Origin of the sequence: Acinetobacter sp. YH1901141, from assembly GCF_013416935.1 — a bacterium.
Lineage (GTDB): Bacteria > Pseudomonadota > Gammaproteobacteria > Pseudomonadales > Moraxellaceae > Acinetobacter > Acinetobacter towneri.
This window is the reverse complement of record NZ_VPEY01000001.1, coordinates 66,411-81,456: the sequence shown is the minus strand read 5'-3', so window position 1 is coordinate 81,456 and position 15,046 is coordinate 66,411. Positions and strand designations below refer to the sequence as shown.

The following is a 15,046-nucleotide window of genomic DNA, read 5'->3' as shown; positions in this document are numbered from 1 at the left end:
GAGGAGTATATATGAGCACTGTTCAAATCCCTGACTATACAACAGATCCATTCTTTGGCTTAGAAGATAAATGGATTGAAACTGCCGAAGGCGAATTAACGCACTATCACGAAGTGGGTGAAGGTACACCTATTCTATTTTTACACGGTTCAGGCACAGGTGTATCTGCTGCGGCAAACTGGTGGTTAAACTTGCCACAAATTGGTGAGCAAGCACGTTGTATCGCAATTGATACCATTGGTTATGGTCAGACTGTGGTTGCTCCAAACACTGCTTATGGTATTCGTGCTTGGGTAGATCATGCAGTGCGTACATTAGATGCATTGGGCATTGAAAAAACATGGTTAGTGGGTAACTCGCTCGGTGGTTGGTTGGCATTCCAATTGGCATTGGACTACCCAGAGCGTGTACTTGGTATTGTGTCTATGGGTACAGGTGGTGCAAAACAGACTGCAGCGCTTAAAGCACATGCGAATCCTGTCTTGACCGAAGAAGGCATCAAAAAAACATTGTCGATGTTTGTAGTGAACAAAGACCTGATTACAGATGAGTTGGTTAAGGTTCGTTTTGCTTCTGCAAAAAATGACTATGCGTCAGACCGTTTAATGGATGTGGTTGGCGCACGTGACCGTGACCGTTTTGAGTTCCCACTCGATTTTGACAAAATGAAAGACATCACAGTACCTGTTTTACTGATTCACGGTACGCAGGATGTAGTGATTCCAGTATCGCGTACATGGGACATTTTAAATGTTGTGCCACATGCCGATGCACACATTTTCAGCCAATGTGGTCACTGGTCACAGGTTGAAAAAGCGGAAGAATTTAACACTGTGATTAAAAACTACTTAACTGCACGTGGCGTAAATTAAGCGCAGTGAGGTAAAAAAGGATGGCAATTTGCCATCCTTTTTTATGGATGTTTTATGTACCCAATTTAGTGCTGAATAAAGCTCGCGACCAAGTTAATGCAAATTGCCAAAATAGTGGTATTAAAGCTATAAGCCAAAATAATATGTAGCGTGTTCAGTACCCGCATGGGTTGTGAGCTAATCGAGACATCGGCGGTTTGTGCAGATGTACCAATCACATAGCTGAAATATAAAAAGTCAGGATAGGTTGGATGCGACGTCTTGGGAAAATCCAAACCACCTTCTTGCTGCTGTTGCAGTGCCAAATAATAGTCATGCGCATAGTGAATCGCAAAAATGGTGTGCATAAAAAACCAAGCACATAAAATAGTGGTAATGGATAAAATAAAATGTCCCATGCGCACAAACTCACTTTGTGCAAATAAATTCACCTCGACAATGATCGCAATAAAGCACATCACTAAGGTTAGAAATACCAAGAATAAAATCAGCCATTTGCTGGCATCTTGTTGTTGGGCACGTTGTAAAATATGTGCATGATCGCTGTGCCACAAACTGCGCATGGTTAAAACCAAATAGCAGGAAATCGCGATATTCCAGCTAATCAATAAACAGCTTGACCATGACCATGCAGTGAGGGTCTGAAAAATAGCATACAGCACAATGGTAATCACAAAACTGATAAAAAAATAAGGACGATATTGAATCCCTGTTTTCATTCTGCTGAAGGGTGTTTTTATCATTCTTGATCCTTTCTGGATGTGCAATCTAAAGGTGTTACTGCCTGTTATCATCGGCTTAATTTTAGAAAATAGCGATGGGGTGCCTATTTTAACTTATTAGACTTAAGTTGTAATTTGCAGGAAATGTGGTAGCGAAGCGAGGAAAAAGCAGACTGCAAAAATGCGAATGTTTGAGTGTAAGAATGAGCAGTAGTTCAGAAAAAGATTAAAAAAATAAGTTTAGACTTAAGTCTAAAGCTTTGTTTTAGCATTTAGGATGCACAAAAAAGTGCTTACTACATCAAGCAGCAAGCACTTTTGAAAGGTTGAAAAACGCGAGTGGTTTTAGAATTATTGTTCGCGGTTGATGTCCAAATAGAACACACGTGTGAGCAGTTCCATAAATTTCTGTACCGCAGCGGAATGGCTGTTTTTGCCATAGCTGACGTATAAATCTAAATGTGGAAGTTCTACATCAAGTGGACGGATGACGGTATTTTCCATGGTTAGCGGAGCAACATAGCCCGGTAAAATGGTGCAACCCAAGCCCATACCAATCGAGTTGATATTAAATAAAATGTTGTCAGCTTTTTGCACAATGTTTAGTTCAATGTTGTGCTGTTTGGCAAAATCGACAATCAGGTGATGCAGATTATACGAAGCTTCTGCCGAAGGAATAATAAAATCAATACCATTCAATGCTTTGACAGGAATGCGTTCGTATTTTGCTAACGGATGATCTTTGGGCAAAATAAAAATTAACGGTTCACGCAGTACAAACTGGCTCTCAATTTCATCACTGTTGATATTGTGGCGGGTAAAGGTGATATCGAGTTCACCTTTTTTAATCATTTTCATTTGCTCAGTGTTGTTCAAACTTAGCAATTCAATTTTTAATTCTGGGTTTTGTACTCGTAAATTAGGCAGTACAAAAGGGAAAATTTTCATTTCTGCCACAGGAACAAAGCCAATACGCAGCATTTTCTGTTTGGCTTGTGACACCTGACGTGCCATGGCAACCGCTTTGTCGGCTTGCGCCAAAGTCAGACGCGCCTGTTCTAAAAATACAGCACCTTCTTCGGTTAGCTCGACTTTACGTTTGGTACGGTTGAGTAGCTTAACGCCGACATCTTCTTCTAAATCTTTAATTTGCTGACTCAGCGAAGGTTGAGCCGTATAAAGTTTAAGTGCGGCTTTACTGAAGTTGAGTTCTTCAGCAACGGTAATGAAGTAGCGAAGGTGACGTAATTCCATACAACCATTCCAAAGATTAATTCAAAATATGTCTAATTATAGATTAATAAAAGAATGATCTATAAACAACTATTCGGTGAGAATTATTGTGTCATTCACGAAGTAAATAGGGTTTCATCATTATGCAACGATTTAAATGCAAAATATAATGTTGGATTAATCTATAAAAACTATTAATTGAAACAAAAAAAATATTTCACTAAACGTCCCTAAAAAACCATTATCCATCAAAAGTTGAGTCTATTTACTTTGTGCCGTTGTTGGTCACAGGAGAGCTTTTCATGAGTGGAAAAATTGATGTGCGCGAAATCGACGCTTTGGTCGATGCACAAAATGGACGTATCACTCCATCTATTTATACAGATCCAGATATCTACGAATTAGAACTTGAACGTGTGTTCGGCCGTACGTGGTTGTTCCTGTGTCATGAAAGCCAAATTCCTAAAGCTGGCGACTTCTTCAACACCTACATGGGTGAAGATCCAATTATTGTGGCACGTCAAAAAGACGGTTCAATCAAAGCATTTTTAAACCAGTGCCGTCACCGTTCTATGCGTGTGAGCTTTGCAGACTGTGGTAATACCCGTGCATTTACTTGCCCATATCACGGTTGGTCTTACGGTATTGATGGTTCACTCAAAGATATTCCTTTAGAAGAACGTGCGTATCCACAAGGTGCTTGTAAAGAGCAATGGGGCTTGGTGGAAGTCAACCGCGTGAAGTCTTACAAAGGCTTGATCTTTGGTTGCTGGGATGAAACCACTCCAGACCTAGAAGAATATATGGGCGACATCGCTTGGTACTTAGATGGCGTGATTGACCGTCGTCCGGGTGGTACTGAAATTATTGGTGGCGTACACAAGTGGGAAATTGACTGTAACTGGAAATTTGCTGCAGAACAGTTTGCTTCTGACCAATATCACGCTTTGTTCTCACACGCCTCTGCGATTCAGGTACTTGGTGCAAAACCAGATGATGACAGCAGCAAACAATTAGGTGCAGCGCAAACAGCTCGTCCTGTTTGGGAAACTGCCAAAGATGCGATTCAGTATGGTTCACGTGGTCACGGTTCAGGTTTCTTCTTTACAGAAAAACCAGATGCAAACGTATGGGTTGACGGTGAAGTTGCCAACTATTTCCGTGAAACTTACGAAGAAGTGAAAGAGCGTTTAGGCGAAGTACGTGCCTTACGTCTTGCAGGTCACAACACCATGTTCCCAACACTGTCTTGGCTGAACGGTACTGCAACACTGCGCGTATGGCATCCACGTGGGCCAAACAAAACTGAAGTATGGGCATTCTGTATTGCCGATGCTGAAGCACCTCAAGACGTGAAAGAAGCATTTGAGCGTTCTGCAACACGTGCTTTCGGTCCTGCAGGTTTCTTAGAGCAAGATGACTCTGAGAACTGGATTGAAATTCAAAAAGTATTGCGCGGCTATAAAGCACGTCAAAACAAGCTCATTGTAGAAATGGGTAAAGGCAACGAAAAAGTACGTGAAGATGGTATTCCAGGAATCACCAACTACATTTTCTCTGAAACTGCAGCACGTGGTATGTACCGCCGTTGGGCAGACTTGCTGATCCATGAAAAATGGGAAGACGTTGAAAAAGCAGCTGACGAATACGAGAAGGAGCTAATGAAATGAGTCAAATCAGTTTAGAACTTCAACATGAAGTGAGCCAATTCTTGTATCGCGAAGCAAAATTGCTAGACGACTGGAAATTCCGTGAGTGGTTAGACCTCATGGCAGAAGACATTTCTTATACCTTGCGTACTACACCAAATGCGCAAACCCGTGACCGTCGTCGTTCAGTTGAACCGCCAACAACGTGGGTGTTCAACGACAACAAACACTTGCTTGAGCGCCGTGTTGCACGTCTGGAAACTGGTATGGCGTGGGCTGAAGAACCTCCGTCACGTACCACGCACATGGTTAGCAACGTGATTGTTGAAGCGACAGAGGTCGAAGGTGAATACGACGTACACGTGACTTACTTGTTGTACCGTACTCAAAAAGAGAAAGACGTGACTATTTACTGTGGTAAGCGCCATGACAAAATCCGTCGTGTTGAAGGTGGCTTAGGCTTCCAGATCTTCAACCGTAAGATTGTGCTTGACCAAGTAACCTATAACTCACACAACCTGAGTGTATTCTTCTAATGAATAAAATCTTTGTTTGCCAAGTTGACGAATTAGACGAAGGCGAAGCGTTAAAAGTGGACTGCGGTGTGAACGGTATCGAAGCACTGGCAGTATTCAACAACGGTGGTGAGTTCTTTGCTATGAATGACCGTTGTTCACACGGCAATGCCTCAATGTCTGAAGGTTATCTTGAAGATGATGGCACAGTTGAATGCCCACTGCATTCTGCACGTTTCTGTTTAAAGACTGGTCAAGCATTATGCTTGCCAGCTACCGACCCGATTCAAACTTTCCCTGTGGTGGTTGAAGACGGCGCGTTATATGTAGAAATGGCAGGAGAGTAAGCATGGGTTGGCTAAAAGGCGAAGTGGCACTGATTACAGGTGGCGGTTCTGGTTTAGGTTGGGCTTTGGTAGAGCGCTTTCTTGAAGAAGGTGCGCATGTGGGCGTGTTACAGCGTTCACAATCTAAAGTCGATGCCTTAAAAGAGCGTTTTGGTGATCAAATTGTGGCAGTCGCTGGTGATGTTGCCAACTATGCAGACAATGTCCGTGCTGTGCAGGCCACTGTGGAGCGTTTTGGAAAGCTAGATTGCTTTATTGGCAATGCAGGGATTTGGGATCACTACGCAGATATCGTCAATACGTCTGGTGAGCAGCTTGAAAAAGCCTTTGATGAAATCATGGGCATTAATTCCAAGGCGTTAATCTTGGGAGCAAAAGCAGCACTGGATGAGTTGGTGAAATCTGAAGGTTCTATCATCTTAACCTTATCCAATTCTGCGCTGTATTCTTCAGGCGGTGGTCCTGTTTACACTGCATCTAAACATGCAGGTGTTGGCATCATGAAAGAGTTGGCTTATGAATTGGCACCTAAAGTACGTGTTAATGCTGTTGCGCCTTCAGCGATGAATGTCAATATTAAGGGCGCAGCATCTTTAGGTCAGGAAAACCTAGGCTTACTCGATGCACGTGATCCTGAAAAAATTGCACGCGGTATGCCGCTGAATTTCTTGCCTGAGCCAGAAGACATGACTGGTTCGTATGTGCTCTTGGCATCGCGTCAAAATAACCGTGCGCTGACTGGCGTTCTGATCAATGCAGAATGTGGTTTGGGTATTCGTGGTTTGCGTCAACCACGTGCAGGTTTTTTTGACGAATAAAATTGAGTCTAAATTCAATAGACGAATCGGCAGCCTTTCTCTGGGCTGCCTTCCTTATTTAGGAGTCTTTCATGGCCGTTAAACTCATTTGTGCATCGCACAGTCCTTTAATGGAATTTGCAACACCGCAAGATCAATCTAAAGAACAAAAAGTTCGTGCTGCCTTTGAGCAACTTTCTGCCGAAGTCAAAGCATACGATCCAACCCTGATCATTACCTTTGGTCCAGACCATTTCAACGGTTTCTTTTACGATTTGATGCCAAGTTTCTGTGTCGGTATTCGTGCTACGGCTGCGGGTGACTGGGACTACGGCAAAGACAACAACCGTATTGATGTGCCTGAAGACAAAGCCTTGGCAATGGTGCGCCGTGTGTTGGATGAAGGTGTAGATGTTGCATACTCGTATCGCATGCAGGCCGACCATGGGGTGACTCAGCCATTACACTTTTTGTGTGAAGGGCAGCTAGATCGTTATCCAACCATTCCCGTGTTTATTAATGGCGCTGCAGCGCCGATGCCAACCACCAAGCGTACCATTGCTTTGGGGCGTGCTGTGGGTCAATTTATCAAGTCGTTGAATCTTGAAAATGAGCGCGTTTTGGTCTTGGGTACAGGTGGTCTTTCACACGATCCACCAACGCCACAAATGGGTTCAGTACCGCCTGAAGTTGAAGAATTTTTAATTGCAGGTCGTAATCCAAGCCCTGAAGCACGTCATGCACGTCAGGCCAAAGTGATTGCAGTCGGTCAGAAACTTGCTGCAGGCGATACTTCTGTGGCTGTACCGTTAAGCCCTGAGTGGGATATTGCCTTGCTTGAAAAATTCAAACAGGCAGACTTTGCAGCTATGGAAGCCATGACCGAAGCTGAAATTCGTCGAGATGGTGGTCGTGGTGGTCAGGAAGTCCGTTCGTGGATGGCTGCTTTTGCTGCGTTAGATGAACTGGGTGCGTATGAAATGACCACGCATTGCTATGAAGATATTAGTGAGTGGATTGCGGGCTTTGGCATCGTATCTGCCGAGTTAAAAGGTTAAGCCCATGAGTGTAGAAACAATTGTGATTGTGGGGGCAGGTCAGGCAGGGGCAAGTGCCATTCTTGAGCTGCGCGGCAATCAATATGCAGGCAACATCATCTTAATTGGCGATGAAATACATTTGCCTTATGAGCGTCCACCGCTGTCTAAAGATGTGATTTTGCGTCCTGAAGAAACCAAAATCGAGATTCTGTCGGAAGAAAAATTGGCAGAACTAGGTGTGACCACTATTCGTGGCAATGGCGTGAGCAAAATCAATGCCGAAGCACATACGGTTGAATTGCAAAATGGTGAGGTTATTGCCTACGACAAGTTGTTACTTGCCACAGGCGGTGCTGCACGTCGCTTGCCAAATTTTGATGCCTTAGGTAAACACGTTTACACGTTGCGTAATCTTGAAGACTCGCAAGCCTTAGTCCCTGTATTACAAGCGGGTCGTCGCATCATCTTAATTGGTGGTGGTGTGATTGGTTTAGAGTTGGCATCTTCAGCACGCTTTAAAGACTGTCAGGTAACTGTCATTGAAATGGGACCAATGGTGATGGGACGTTCATCACCACTCATCTTGAGTGAGTTTTTACTGCAACAGCAGTTATTGGCAGGAGTTGATGTACGTCTGTCTACGCAAATTGCAGATTGCAAGCTAGATGGTGAAGAAATTGTCGTGACCCTAGAAGGTGGCGAAGAACTACGTGCCGATGCGGTGATTTACGGTATTGGGATTATTCCAAACGCACAACTGGCAGTTGAAGCAGGCTTAGATGCAGACTTTGCTGTGCATGTGAATGAAAACTGTCAAACCTCAAACCCAGACATTTATGCTGCGGGCGATGTCGCATCACAACTGCGTGAATGTGGCAATCATCGTCGTGTAGAAACTTGGGAAAATGCCAACCTGCAAGCAGGCATATTCGCGCGTCATGTGATGGGCGTGGAACATCCTGTAGCCAATCCCGCTTGGTTCTGGACTGATCAACTCGACATTAACTACCAATTTGTAGGAGATATGTCAGCAGCAGAATGGCATGTGCGTGGTGAGATGGATGCTTCCAAACGCAGTGAGTCTTCATTCGTATTGTTTGGTGTGACCGATGGCGTGATTGTCGGCGGAATTACCGTCAACTCAGCCAAAGATATGCGTCACTTGAAAAAGCTGATTGCTAAACAAGCTGCTTTTGAAGCAGACAAATATTTAGATGTGAGCCAAGACCTTCGCAAATTGGTGAAGTAAGCTTGAACTGATGAAAAACAGACCTGAGGCAACTTAGGTCTGTTTTTTATCTGCCGAAGAAAAGTGTCCATTTTATGTTGAGCAAGCGATGAATACGAATACATCTCCTGTTGTGGTAACCGCCAGTATTTATGCCTTATTGGTATTAATCTGGGCGACCACGCCATTGGCGATTGTCTGGAGTGTGCAGGAAATTCATCCAATGTGGGTTTTGATTATCCGCTACTTTGGGGCTTCCGTGATTGCGCTGTGCGTGCTTAAACTCATGCGCGATCCACTGCCTTTTGATCACACCTCAATGAAAAGCTATTTGGCGGGTAGTCTGAATTTAATTGGTGCACAGCTATTTATTTACTTGGCCGCCAATTATTTAACTTCAGGCTTAATGGCACTGATTTTTGGTTTTTCTCCTTTAATCGCAGGCTTGATTGGTCATGTGATTTTACGCACGCAAAAATTGATTGCCTTACAGTGGACAGGGATGGCAATTGCGATTGCAGGGCTCAGCTTTGTCTTTGCAGACTCTGCTGACAGCAAAGTGAATCCATGGGGCGTGGTGCTGATGTTTATTAGCATGCTGTCCTATATCAGCTCAATTTTTTGGGTCAAACAAATCAATGCTCCTTTAAAGCCGATGTCACAAGCCACAGGCTCTTTATTGGTGTCATCGGCAGGGTCATTGTTATTAATTCCCTTTATTTGGTCGCATTTCCCGACCCAAATGCCAAGTAGCCAAGCCATGATTGGTTTTGTATTTACCATGATCATGTCGTCTATTGTCGCCATGCTGTGTTATTTCTGGCTGATTCGTCGTTTAAATGCCTCAACCGTATCTTTAAGTAATGTGATGACTCCCATCATCGCGTTAATTTTAGGTGCGACCTTAAATAATGAACACATCAGCATGAATGCGTTTATTGGCATTGCCGTGGTGATGTTCGGGATTGTGATGTATTTCTGGAAAGAATGGCGCGAACAATATTTTGCTAAACGCTAAGCCCGCATTGCTATACCCGTGTTTAGGTTTTTCTAAAGCCTCGTTTATCTGAGGTGTAAATTTCCGATCATTAACCCGCTGTCGATACGACTTTTTTCTCAAAACAACAAAAACATAAAGGAAATTGCCTGCTTGATTTCGCTACTATGCGTGATAGAGTCAACACATGAACCAAAGCTGTGTTTTTTTCTGAACAGATCAGGATAAAAAGCATCATGGTAGATGCGCTATATATTATTGGGCTTACATGAACAACGTGGAACAAAAGCATTTTCAACTGCCAACGGAAGCCTGTTGGTCGCATACTTGGCGTAAACCCAAGCTGCAGTTTTTGCCTTCAAATCATTATGATGGAGCGCAGTTTTTTAATCCGATTGCGTGTCCTGAGGGGCGCAGCCAAACTGATTTATTGAAATGGTTGCTAAAACGCAAATCGAACAGTTGGAATGTCAATCCGCAACAAGAAGCACAGCAATTTTTTACAGCGCCAAGTGCTTTGCCACAATTACGTCCACACGCCAGTTTGGATGATTGGCAAGTTTGGTTTGTGGGGCATGCAACGGTGCTGATTCAAATTGGACCGTATAACTTTTTAACCGATCCAGTCTGGGCAGAGCATGCCAGTCCGAAACAGGGGCGAGGGCCTAAACGTGCCTGTCCTGCAGGGATTGCACTGGAAGATTTACCGACCATTCATGCCGTCTTCTTGAGCCATAACCATTATGACCACATGGATTTAGCCACCTTAAAATGGCTGAATCATCAATTTGCCATGCCTATTTATACAGGTTTGGGCAATGCTTGGTATTTGCCGCCTGATTTGCATGTGATTGAAATGGACTGGTGGCAATCGGCTTTGTTTAAAGAGTTGAAAATTGTGTACACTCCTGCACAACATGGTTCTGGACGTGGCGCACGCGATCAGAACATGGCGTTATGGGGTGGTTTTTCTATTTTACATGGGCAAGATCATTGCTTCTTTGCGGGTGATACGGGTTATTCGCCACACTTTAAAGAAATTCAAACCCGTATGGGCGCACCACGTGTGGCACTTTTACCTATAGGTTCTTACGAGCCACGGAATCTGATGCGTTATATGCATATGAACCCTGAAGATGCCTTTCAGGCCCATAAAGATTTACATTCCAAATGTTCTTTGGCCATTCATTACCGCACTTTTGAGCTGACCGATGAAGGGCGTGAGCAACCAGAGGCAGACTTGCATCATGCCATGAAGCGTTCATCTAAATTAATGAATCCGTTTTATTGTATTCGTGAAGGTAAGAAATTAATTGTTTAATCTTTTAAAAACTTGACCTTAAATAAAAGTGACACGCTACTTTTCACGCTACTGAAAAGTGGCAATGATAGATATAGAACACAAAGCCCCTATCGAAATAGGGGCTTTGTTTTGGTGTTTAAAGTCTTGCTGTTCAGACTGACTTGATCTTTAACTACAAAGATTACAGTACGCCAGGCTGACCAAGTGCAGGGTCACTGGCACGTGCTGCTTGCGCATCGGCAACGGTCATGCCTAAAGCCGCTGCAACGCCTTCGCCATAAGCAGGGTCACATGCATAACAGTTACGAATATGACGATACTTAATAAAGTCTAAAGCATCACCCATTGCACGTGCCGTGTTATCAAACAGTGCTTGTTTTTGCTCAGGGTTCATTAAATTGAACAAGGCACGCGGCTGGCTAAAATAGTTGCTATCATCTTCACGATAATCCCAGAAATCTGCATCGCCACGAATTTTTAGCGGTGGTTCGCGGTATTGTGGTTGCTCTTGCCATTGATGGAAGCTGTTTGGCTCATAGTGTGGCAAGCTGCCATAGTTGCCATCCATACGACCCTGACCATCACGACGGTTTGAGTGCACAGGGCAGCGTGCAGCATTCACTGGAATTTGTGAATGGTTCACACCAACACGGTAACGTGCAGCATCGGCATAGTTGACCAAACGCGCTTGTAACATGCGATCTGGCGAGTAGCTAATTCCTGGTACAAGGTTGCTTGGTGCAAAGGCAGCCTGTTCAACATCTTGGAAGTAGTTTTCAGGGTTACGGTTCAGTTCAAATTCACCCACTTCAATCAGTGGATAATCACCTTTCGGCCAAACTTTGGTGAGGTCAAATGGGTGATAAGGGACTTTTTCTGCATCCAGTTCAGGCATGATTTGCACGAACAGCGTCCATTTCGGGAAATCACCGCGTTCAATGGCATTGTAAAGGTCAGTCTGGCTGCTTTCACGGTCACGACCAATCAATTCTGCTGCTTCTGCATCGGTCAGGTTTTGAATGCCTTGTTGAGTGCGGAAGTGGAATTTCACCCAGAAACGCTCATTATTGGCATTAATAAAACTATAGGTGTGGCTACCAAAACCATGCATGTGACGATAACCCACAGGAATACCACGATCCGACATCACAATGGTGACTTGGTGCAGTGCTTCTGGCAGCAAAGTCCAGAAATCCCAGTTATTGGTCGCATTACGCAGGTTGGTGCGTGGGTCACGCTTTACCGCTTTATTCAGGTCAGGGAATTGACGTGGGTCGCGGAAAAAGAACACTGGTGTGTTGTTACCGACTAAATCCCAGTTGCCTTCTTCAGTATAGAATTTTAAAGCAAAACCACGAATGTCACGTTCTGCATCGGCAGCGCCACGCTCACCTGCAACGGTAGAGAAACGAGCAAACATTTCAGTTTTTTTGCCAACTTCAGAGAAAATTTTGGCACGGGTATATTGGCTGATGTCGTGCGTGACCGTAAACGTACCAAACGCACCTGAACCTTTGGCATGCATACGACGCTCAGGAATTACTTCACGTACAAAGTTTGCCAACTTTTCATTGAGCCATAAATCTTGAGTAAGGAGTGGGCCACGTGCGCCCGCAGTCATACTATTTTGGTTATCTACAACAGGTGCGCCTGCATCGGTGGTTAAATGCGTTACAGGGCATTTTTTTATCTCTTGGCTCATCGTTGTTCTCCATTATTGTGATCATCATGTGGTGGGCTGTATTAGAAATTTAGCTTCTAAAACAAGCGGCCATGAACCGTTTTGTTTGTTTAAAAAATCAACTACAACACCACAATACCATGCAGATCGGGCTTTGTAGATGAAAGCTTTTCAAATCTCACCATTTTAATGTAAAACGATTTTTATAATTTTACAAATAGATAAATTTATTGTTTATGATTGGTGTATTCGATAAATCTTTGTAAACTAAATAATCAGTTTTGCTGCACTAAATGTCTGAAACTGCTGCTAAAAACGGTTGAATCGCCAATGAAATATCGGTGTGCAAGGCATCCCAATCTTGATAATGTGGATTGATTAATAAACTTTGCGAAATAAAACCATAACTGATGCGATGCAGATTCAAAGCAAGGCGCAGTTGTTGTTCGGCATTGTGTATGACAGGTGCGAAAATCTGTTGCCACATCTGTAGCATCATGCTGTAACTTTTTTGGTAAGTTTCAATGTGTGATACCTGCCGTTCCAGTAAAAAAGTCTGCGCCCAAAGCCATTGTTGTGCCTGAATTTGCTGAAGCTGAAACTGAATGATGGTTGCAATATAGCGGTTTATTTCAACAACTGTGGATAACTCAAGTTGCTGTTGGGCATAACTTTTTAAGTGTTCTGCATGCTGTTTGACTTGCAGGTGAATCGTCAATGCCAGTAAATCTTCTTTCTTGGCAAAGTATTCATAAAAAGTGCCTAAACCGACACCTGCCAAATTAGTAATTTCACGAATGGTAATTTCAGCTGCCGAGCGTTCATGCAAAAGCCGAACAAAACTTTCCAGTAAAGCCTCTTGAGTCAGTTTAGCCCGCGATTGGCGCGGCTTACGGCGCACTTGAACCTCAGAATTTTTCATAAATAAAGCCGAACACCTGAGCGCATATTTTTCTCTATACTGAATGCAATGATAGCACCGCGTTTATCTAGGAGTGACACAATGCAGACATGGATGACCCATCAAATTCAAAATCAGTTTGATGAATTACAAGACTATAACTTATTTGAAACCGATACGGTTTTACAAGAAATTTTAACCCGTTATGGCAGTCAAGATCAGACCCGACTGAGTGAATTGGGGCACATTGCAGCATCGGCAGAATATTATCATTATGCCGATTTAGCCAATCGGCATACGCCTATTTTACATGCCTTCGATGCACGTGGACGTCGTAAAGATGTAGTGGAGTTTCATCCTGCGTGGCATCACTGGATGGCGCTGAATCGTAAGTTTGACACGCATGCACATCCATTTAAGCAACCGCAATCTACGGCAAAATGGGTCGATTGGGCCAGTCGTTTTTATTTGGCAGGACAGGTTGAGTGCGGTAATTTATGCCCAAATTCTATGACTTTAGGCAGCATTCCGCTCATTCAGCGTGAACCTGAGTTGTGGGCAAGCATGGGTGAGAAACTGTTATCGCATGAATATGACCCGCGTGATGTGCCGATTTCACAAAAGAAATCTATTTGGCTGGGCATGGGTATGACCGAAAAGCAGGGTGGTTCAGATGTGCGGGCCAACCAAACGCTCGCCGTTCCAGTCGCAGCAACAGGGCGTGGGCAAGCCTATTTGCTCACAGGTCATAAATGGTTTTTCTCTGCACCAATGTGTGATGCACATTTGGTGGTCGCCAATACCGAACAAGATGGTTTGGCTTGTTTCTTTGTACCGCGTTGGTTAGAAGATGGCAGAAAAAATAATATTCAGGTACAGCGTTTAAAAGACAAAGTGGGAAATCGGAGTAACTCCAGTTCTGAAGTCGAATTTCAGCAGGCGTGGGGCATCATGATTGGCGAAGCAGGGCGCGGTATTCCCACCATTATTGAAATGGCGAACTACACTCGTTTAACCTGTGCTGTGGGCAGTAGTGCCATGCTGCGTCAAGCCTTGGTGCAATGCCTTGCCTATACTCGACAACGTCAAGCATTTGGACAGACTTTGGCGAATCAGCCATTAATGCAGGCAGTCTTGGCAGATTTGGCTTTGGAAACTGAAGCTGCGGTACAGCTCAGTTTTCATTTGGCACATTGTTATGAAAGCGATGATGCTGTGTCTTTGGCATGGAAGCGTTTAATGACCCCTGCTGCAAAGTTCTGGATTTGCAAACGCGCGGTGGAACTTACAGGTGAGATGATGGAAGTTTTTGGTGGCAATGGTTATGTCGATAACAGCATCATGGCACGTATTTTCAAAGAAGCACCTGTAAATACCATTTGGGAAGGTTCAGGCAATGTCATGTGTCTGGATGTACTACGCGCTATGCAGCGAGAACCTGAGCTGATTCAGGTGTTATTGCAGGATTTTGCTCGCACTGCCGTTACTCATCCTATTTTGGGCAGTGAATTAGATGGTTTGCAGCAGTTATTGCAGACCACGAACAGCAACGATTTACAATTTATGGCACGTGCTTTGGTGAGCCGTTTGGTGATTTTGGCACAAGCGGTTTTGTTGTTGCGTTATGCGCCAAGTTTTGTGGCAGAAGGTTTTATTCAGTCGCGTTATAGTGCATTGCATGGGCAAGTGGTGGGTATGCTTAAACCTAAACAGGTCGATGTTGCATCCATCTTGCAGCGTGCATTTTCAGCATAGCATCCC

14 protein-coding genes are annotated in these 15,046 nt (G+C 44.0%); 10 read left to right on the top strand and 4 right to left on the bottom strand.

Annotated elements, in window-relative coordinates; translation table 11 throughout:
• The first annotated feature begins 11 nt into the window (after positions 1-11).
• A complete protein-coding gene (locus FTV52_RS00410) occupies positions 12-872 on the top strand; it encodes an alpha/beta fold hydrolase (RefSeq protein ID WP_179989463.1) in 861 nt (286 codons plus the stop codon).
• Between the two features lie 65 nt (positions 873-937).
• Here FTV52_RS00410 and FTV52_RS00405 read toward each other — a convergent pair whose 3' ends face one another.
• Both FTV52_RS00405 and hcaR read right to left on the bottom strand, forming a co-directional pair.
• Entirely contained in the window at positions 938-1,615 is a 678-nt protein-coding gene (locus tag FTV52_RS00405; protein ID WP_096901303.1) for a DUF1345 domain-containing protein, read from the bottom strand.
• Positions 1,616-1,945: 330 nt separating this feature from the next.
• Positions 1,946-2,848, bottom strand: coding sequence for a DNA-binding transcriptional regulator HcaR (gene hcaR / locus FTV52_RS00400; RefSeq protein WP_004976051.1), 903 nt, complete (start codon positions 2,846-2,848; stop codon positions 1,946-1,948).
• A gap of 281 nt (positions 2,849-3,129) precedes the next feature.
• Between hcaR and hcaE the strand changes: the two genes are divergently transcribed.
• The 8 genes from hcaE to FTV52_RS00360 all read left to right on the top strand — a co-directional run bounded on the left by hcaE (position 3,130) and on the right by FTV52_RS00360 (position 10,721).
• Entirely contained in the window at positions 3,130-4,497 is a 1,368-nt protein-coding gene (gene hcaE, locus FTV52_RS00395; RefSeq protein WP_004976053.1) for a 3-phenylpropionate/cinnamic acid dioxygenase subunit alpha, read from the top strand.
• A complete protein-coding gene (gene hcaF, locus FTV52_RS00390; protein ID WP_104853007.1) occupies positions 4,494-5,012 on the top strand; it encodes a 3-phenylpropionate/cinnamic acid dioxygenase subunit beta in 519 nt (172 codons plus the stop codon). The genes hcaE and hcaF overlap by 4 nt, the downstream gene beginning before the upstream one ends.
• Entirely contained in the window at positions 5,012-5,338 is a 327-nt protein-coding gene (gene hcaC, locus FTV52_RS00385; RefSeq protein ID WP_004976057.1) for a 3-phenylpropionate/cinnamic acid dioxygenase ferredoxin subunit, read from the top strand. Before hcaF ends, hcaC begins: the two co-directional genes overlap by 1 nt.
• A gap of 2 nt (positions 5,339-5,340) precedes the next feature.
• Positions 5,341-6,156 (top strand): 3-phenylpropionate-dihydrodiol/cinnamic acid-dihydrodiol dehydrogenase, encoded by an 816-nt coding sequence (gene hcaB, locus FTV52_RS00380; protein WP_131261064.1) that lies wholly within the window; start codon positions 5,341-5,343, stop codon positions 6,154-6,156.
• 71 nt (positions 6,157-6,227) lie between these two features.
• On the top strand, positions 6,228-7,193 hold the full coding sequence (locus FTV52_RS00375) for a 3-carboxyethylcatechol 2,3-dioxygenase (protein ID WP_004976064.1): 966 nt from the start codon (positions 6,228-6,230) through the stop codon (positions 7,191-7,193).
• A 4-nt stretch (positions 7,194-7,197) separates the two neighbouring features.
• A complete protein-coding gene (hcaD, locus tag FTV52_RS00370) occupies positions 7,198-8,424 on the top strand; it encodes a 3-phenylpropionate/cinnamic acid dioxygenase ferredoxin--NAD(+) reductase subunit (RefSeq protein ID WP_167845748.1) in 1,227 nt (408 codons plus the stop codon).
• An 88-nt stretch (positions 8,425-8,512) separates the two neighbouring features.
• The gene (locus tag FTV52_RS00365; RefSeq protein ID WP_096902690.1) at positions 8,513-9,421 is read left to right on the top strand and encodes a DMT family transporter; all 909 of its coding nucleotides are present in this window, start codon (positions 8,513-8,515) and stop codon (positions 9,419-9,421) included.
• A gap of 247 nt (positions 9,422-9,668) precedes the next feature.
• Positions 9,669-10,721 (top strand): MBL fold metallo-hydrolase, encoded by a 1,053-nt coding sequence (locus FTV52_RS00360; RefSeq protein WP_179988469.1) that lies wholly within the window; start codon positions 9,669-9,671, stop codon positions 10,719-10,721.
• A 163-nt stretch (positions 10,722-10,884) separates the two neighbouring features.
• Here the strand turns inward: FTV52_RS00360 and FTV52_RS00355 are convergent, their stop codons facing one another.
• Both FTV52_RS00355 and FTV52_RS00350 read right to left on the bottom strand, forming a co-directional pair.
• A complete protein-coding gene (locus FTV52_RS00355; protein WP_096902685.1) occupies positions 10,885-12,405 on the bottom strand; it encodes a catalase in 1,521 nt (506 codons plus the stop codon).
• 268 nt (positions 12,406-12,673) lie between these two features.
• Complete coding sequence (locus FTV52_RS00350; RefSeq protein ID WP_179989461.1) at positions 12,674-13,306, bottom strand: TetR/AcrR family transcriptional regulator; 633 nt, start codon at positions 13,304-13,306, stop codon at positions 12,674-12,676.
• 81 nt (positions 13,307-13,387) lie between these two features.
• Between FTV52_RS00350 and FTV52_RS00345 the strand changes: the two genes are divergently transcribed.
• The gene (locus FTV52_RS00345) at positions 13,388-15,040 is read left to right on the top strand and encodes an acyl-CoA dehydrogenase family protein (protein ID WP_178866070.1); all 1,653 of its coding nucleotides are present in this window, start codon (positions 13,388-13,390) and stop codon (positions 15,038-15,040) included.
• The last annotated feature ends 6 nt before the right edge of the window (positions 15,041-15,046 follow it).

Excerpts from the sequence above, each read along its gene's own strand:
- FTV52_RS00345 (WP_178866070.1), top strand. The coding sequence starts at position 13,388 with ATGCAGACATGGATGACCCATCAAATTCAAAATCAGTTTGATGAATTA.
- FTV52_RS00410 (WP_179989463.1), top strand. The coding sequence starts at position 12 with ATGAGCACTGTTCAAATCCCTGACTATACAACAGATCCATTCTTTGGC.
- FTV52_RS00360 (WP_179988469.1), top strand. The coding sequence starts at position 9,669 with ATGAACAACGTGGAACAAAAGCATTTTCAACTGCCAACGGAAGCCTGT.
- FTV52_RS00355 (WP_096902685.1), bottom strand. The coding sequence starts at position 12,405 with ATGAGCCAAGAGATAAAAAAATGCCCTGTAACGCATTTAACCACCGAT.
- hcaD (WP_167845748.1), top strand. The coding sequence starts at position 7,198 with ATGAGTGTAGAAACAATTGTGATTGTGGGGGCAGGTCAGGCAGGGGCA.
- FTV52_RS00405 (WP_096901303.1), bottom strand. The coding sequence starts at position 1,615 with ATGATAAAAACACCCTTCAGCAGAATGAAAACAGGGATTCAATATCGT.
- hcaC (WP_004976057.1), top strand. The coding sequence starts at position 5,012 with ATGAATAAAATCTTTGTTTGCCAAGTTGACGAATTAGACGAAGGCGAA.
- FTV52_RS00350 (WP_179989461.1), bottom strand. The coding sequence starts at position 13,306 with ATGAAAAATTCTGAGGTTCAAGTGCGCCGTAAGCCGCGCCAATCGCGG.
- FTV52_RS00375 (WP_004976064.1), top strand. The coding sequence starts at position 6,228 with ATGGCCGTTAAACTCATTTGTGCATCGCACAGTCCTTTAATGGAATTT.
- hcaR (WP_004976051.1), bottom strand. The coding sequence starts at position 2,848 with ATGGAATTACGTCACCTTCGCTACTTCATTACCGTTGCTGAAGAACTC.
- hcaB (WP_131261064.1), top strand. The coding sequence starts at position 5,341 with ATGGGTTGGCTAAAAGGCGAAGTGGCACTGATTACAGGTGGCGGTTCT.
- hcaF (WP_104853007.1), top strand. The coding sequence starts at position 4,494 with ATGAGTCAAATCAGTTTAGAACTTCAACATGAAGTGAGCCAATTCTTG.
- hcaE (WP_004976053.1), top strand. The coding sequence starts at position 3,130 with ATGAGTGGAAAAATTGATGTGCGCGAAATCGACGCTTTGGTCGATGCA.
- FTV52_RS00365 (WP_096902690.1), top strand. The coding sequence starts at position 8,513 with ATGAATACGAATACATCTCCTGTTGTGGTAACCGCCAGTATTTATGCC.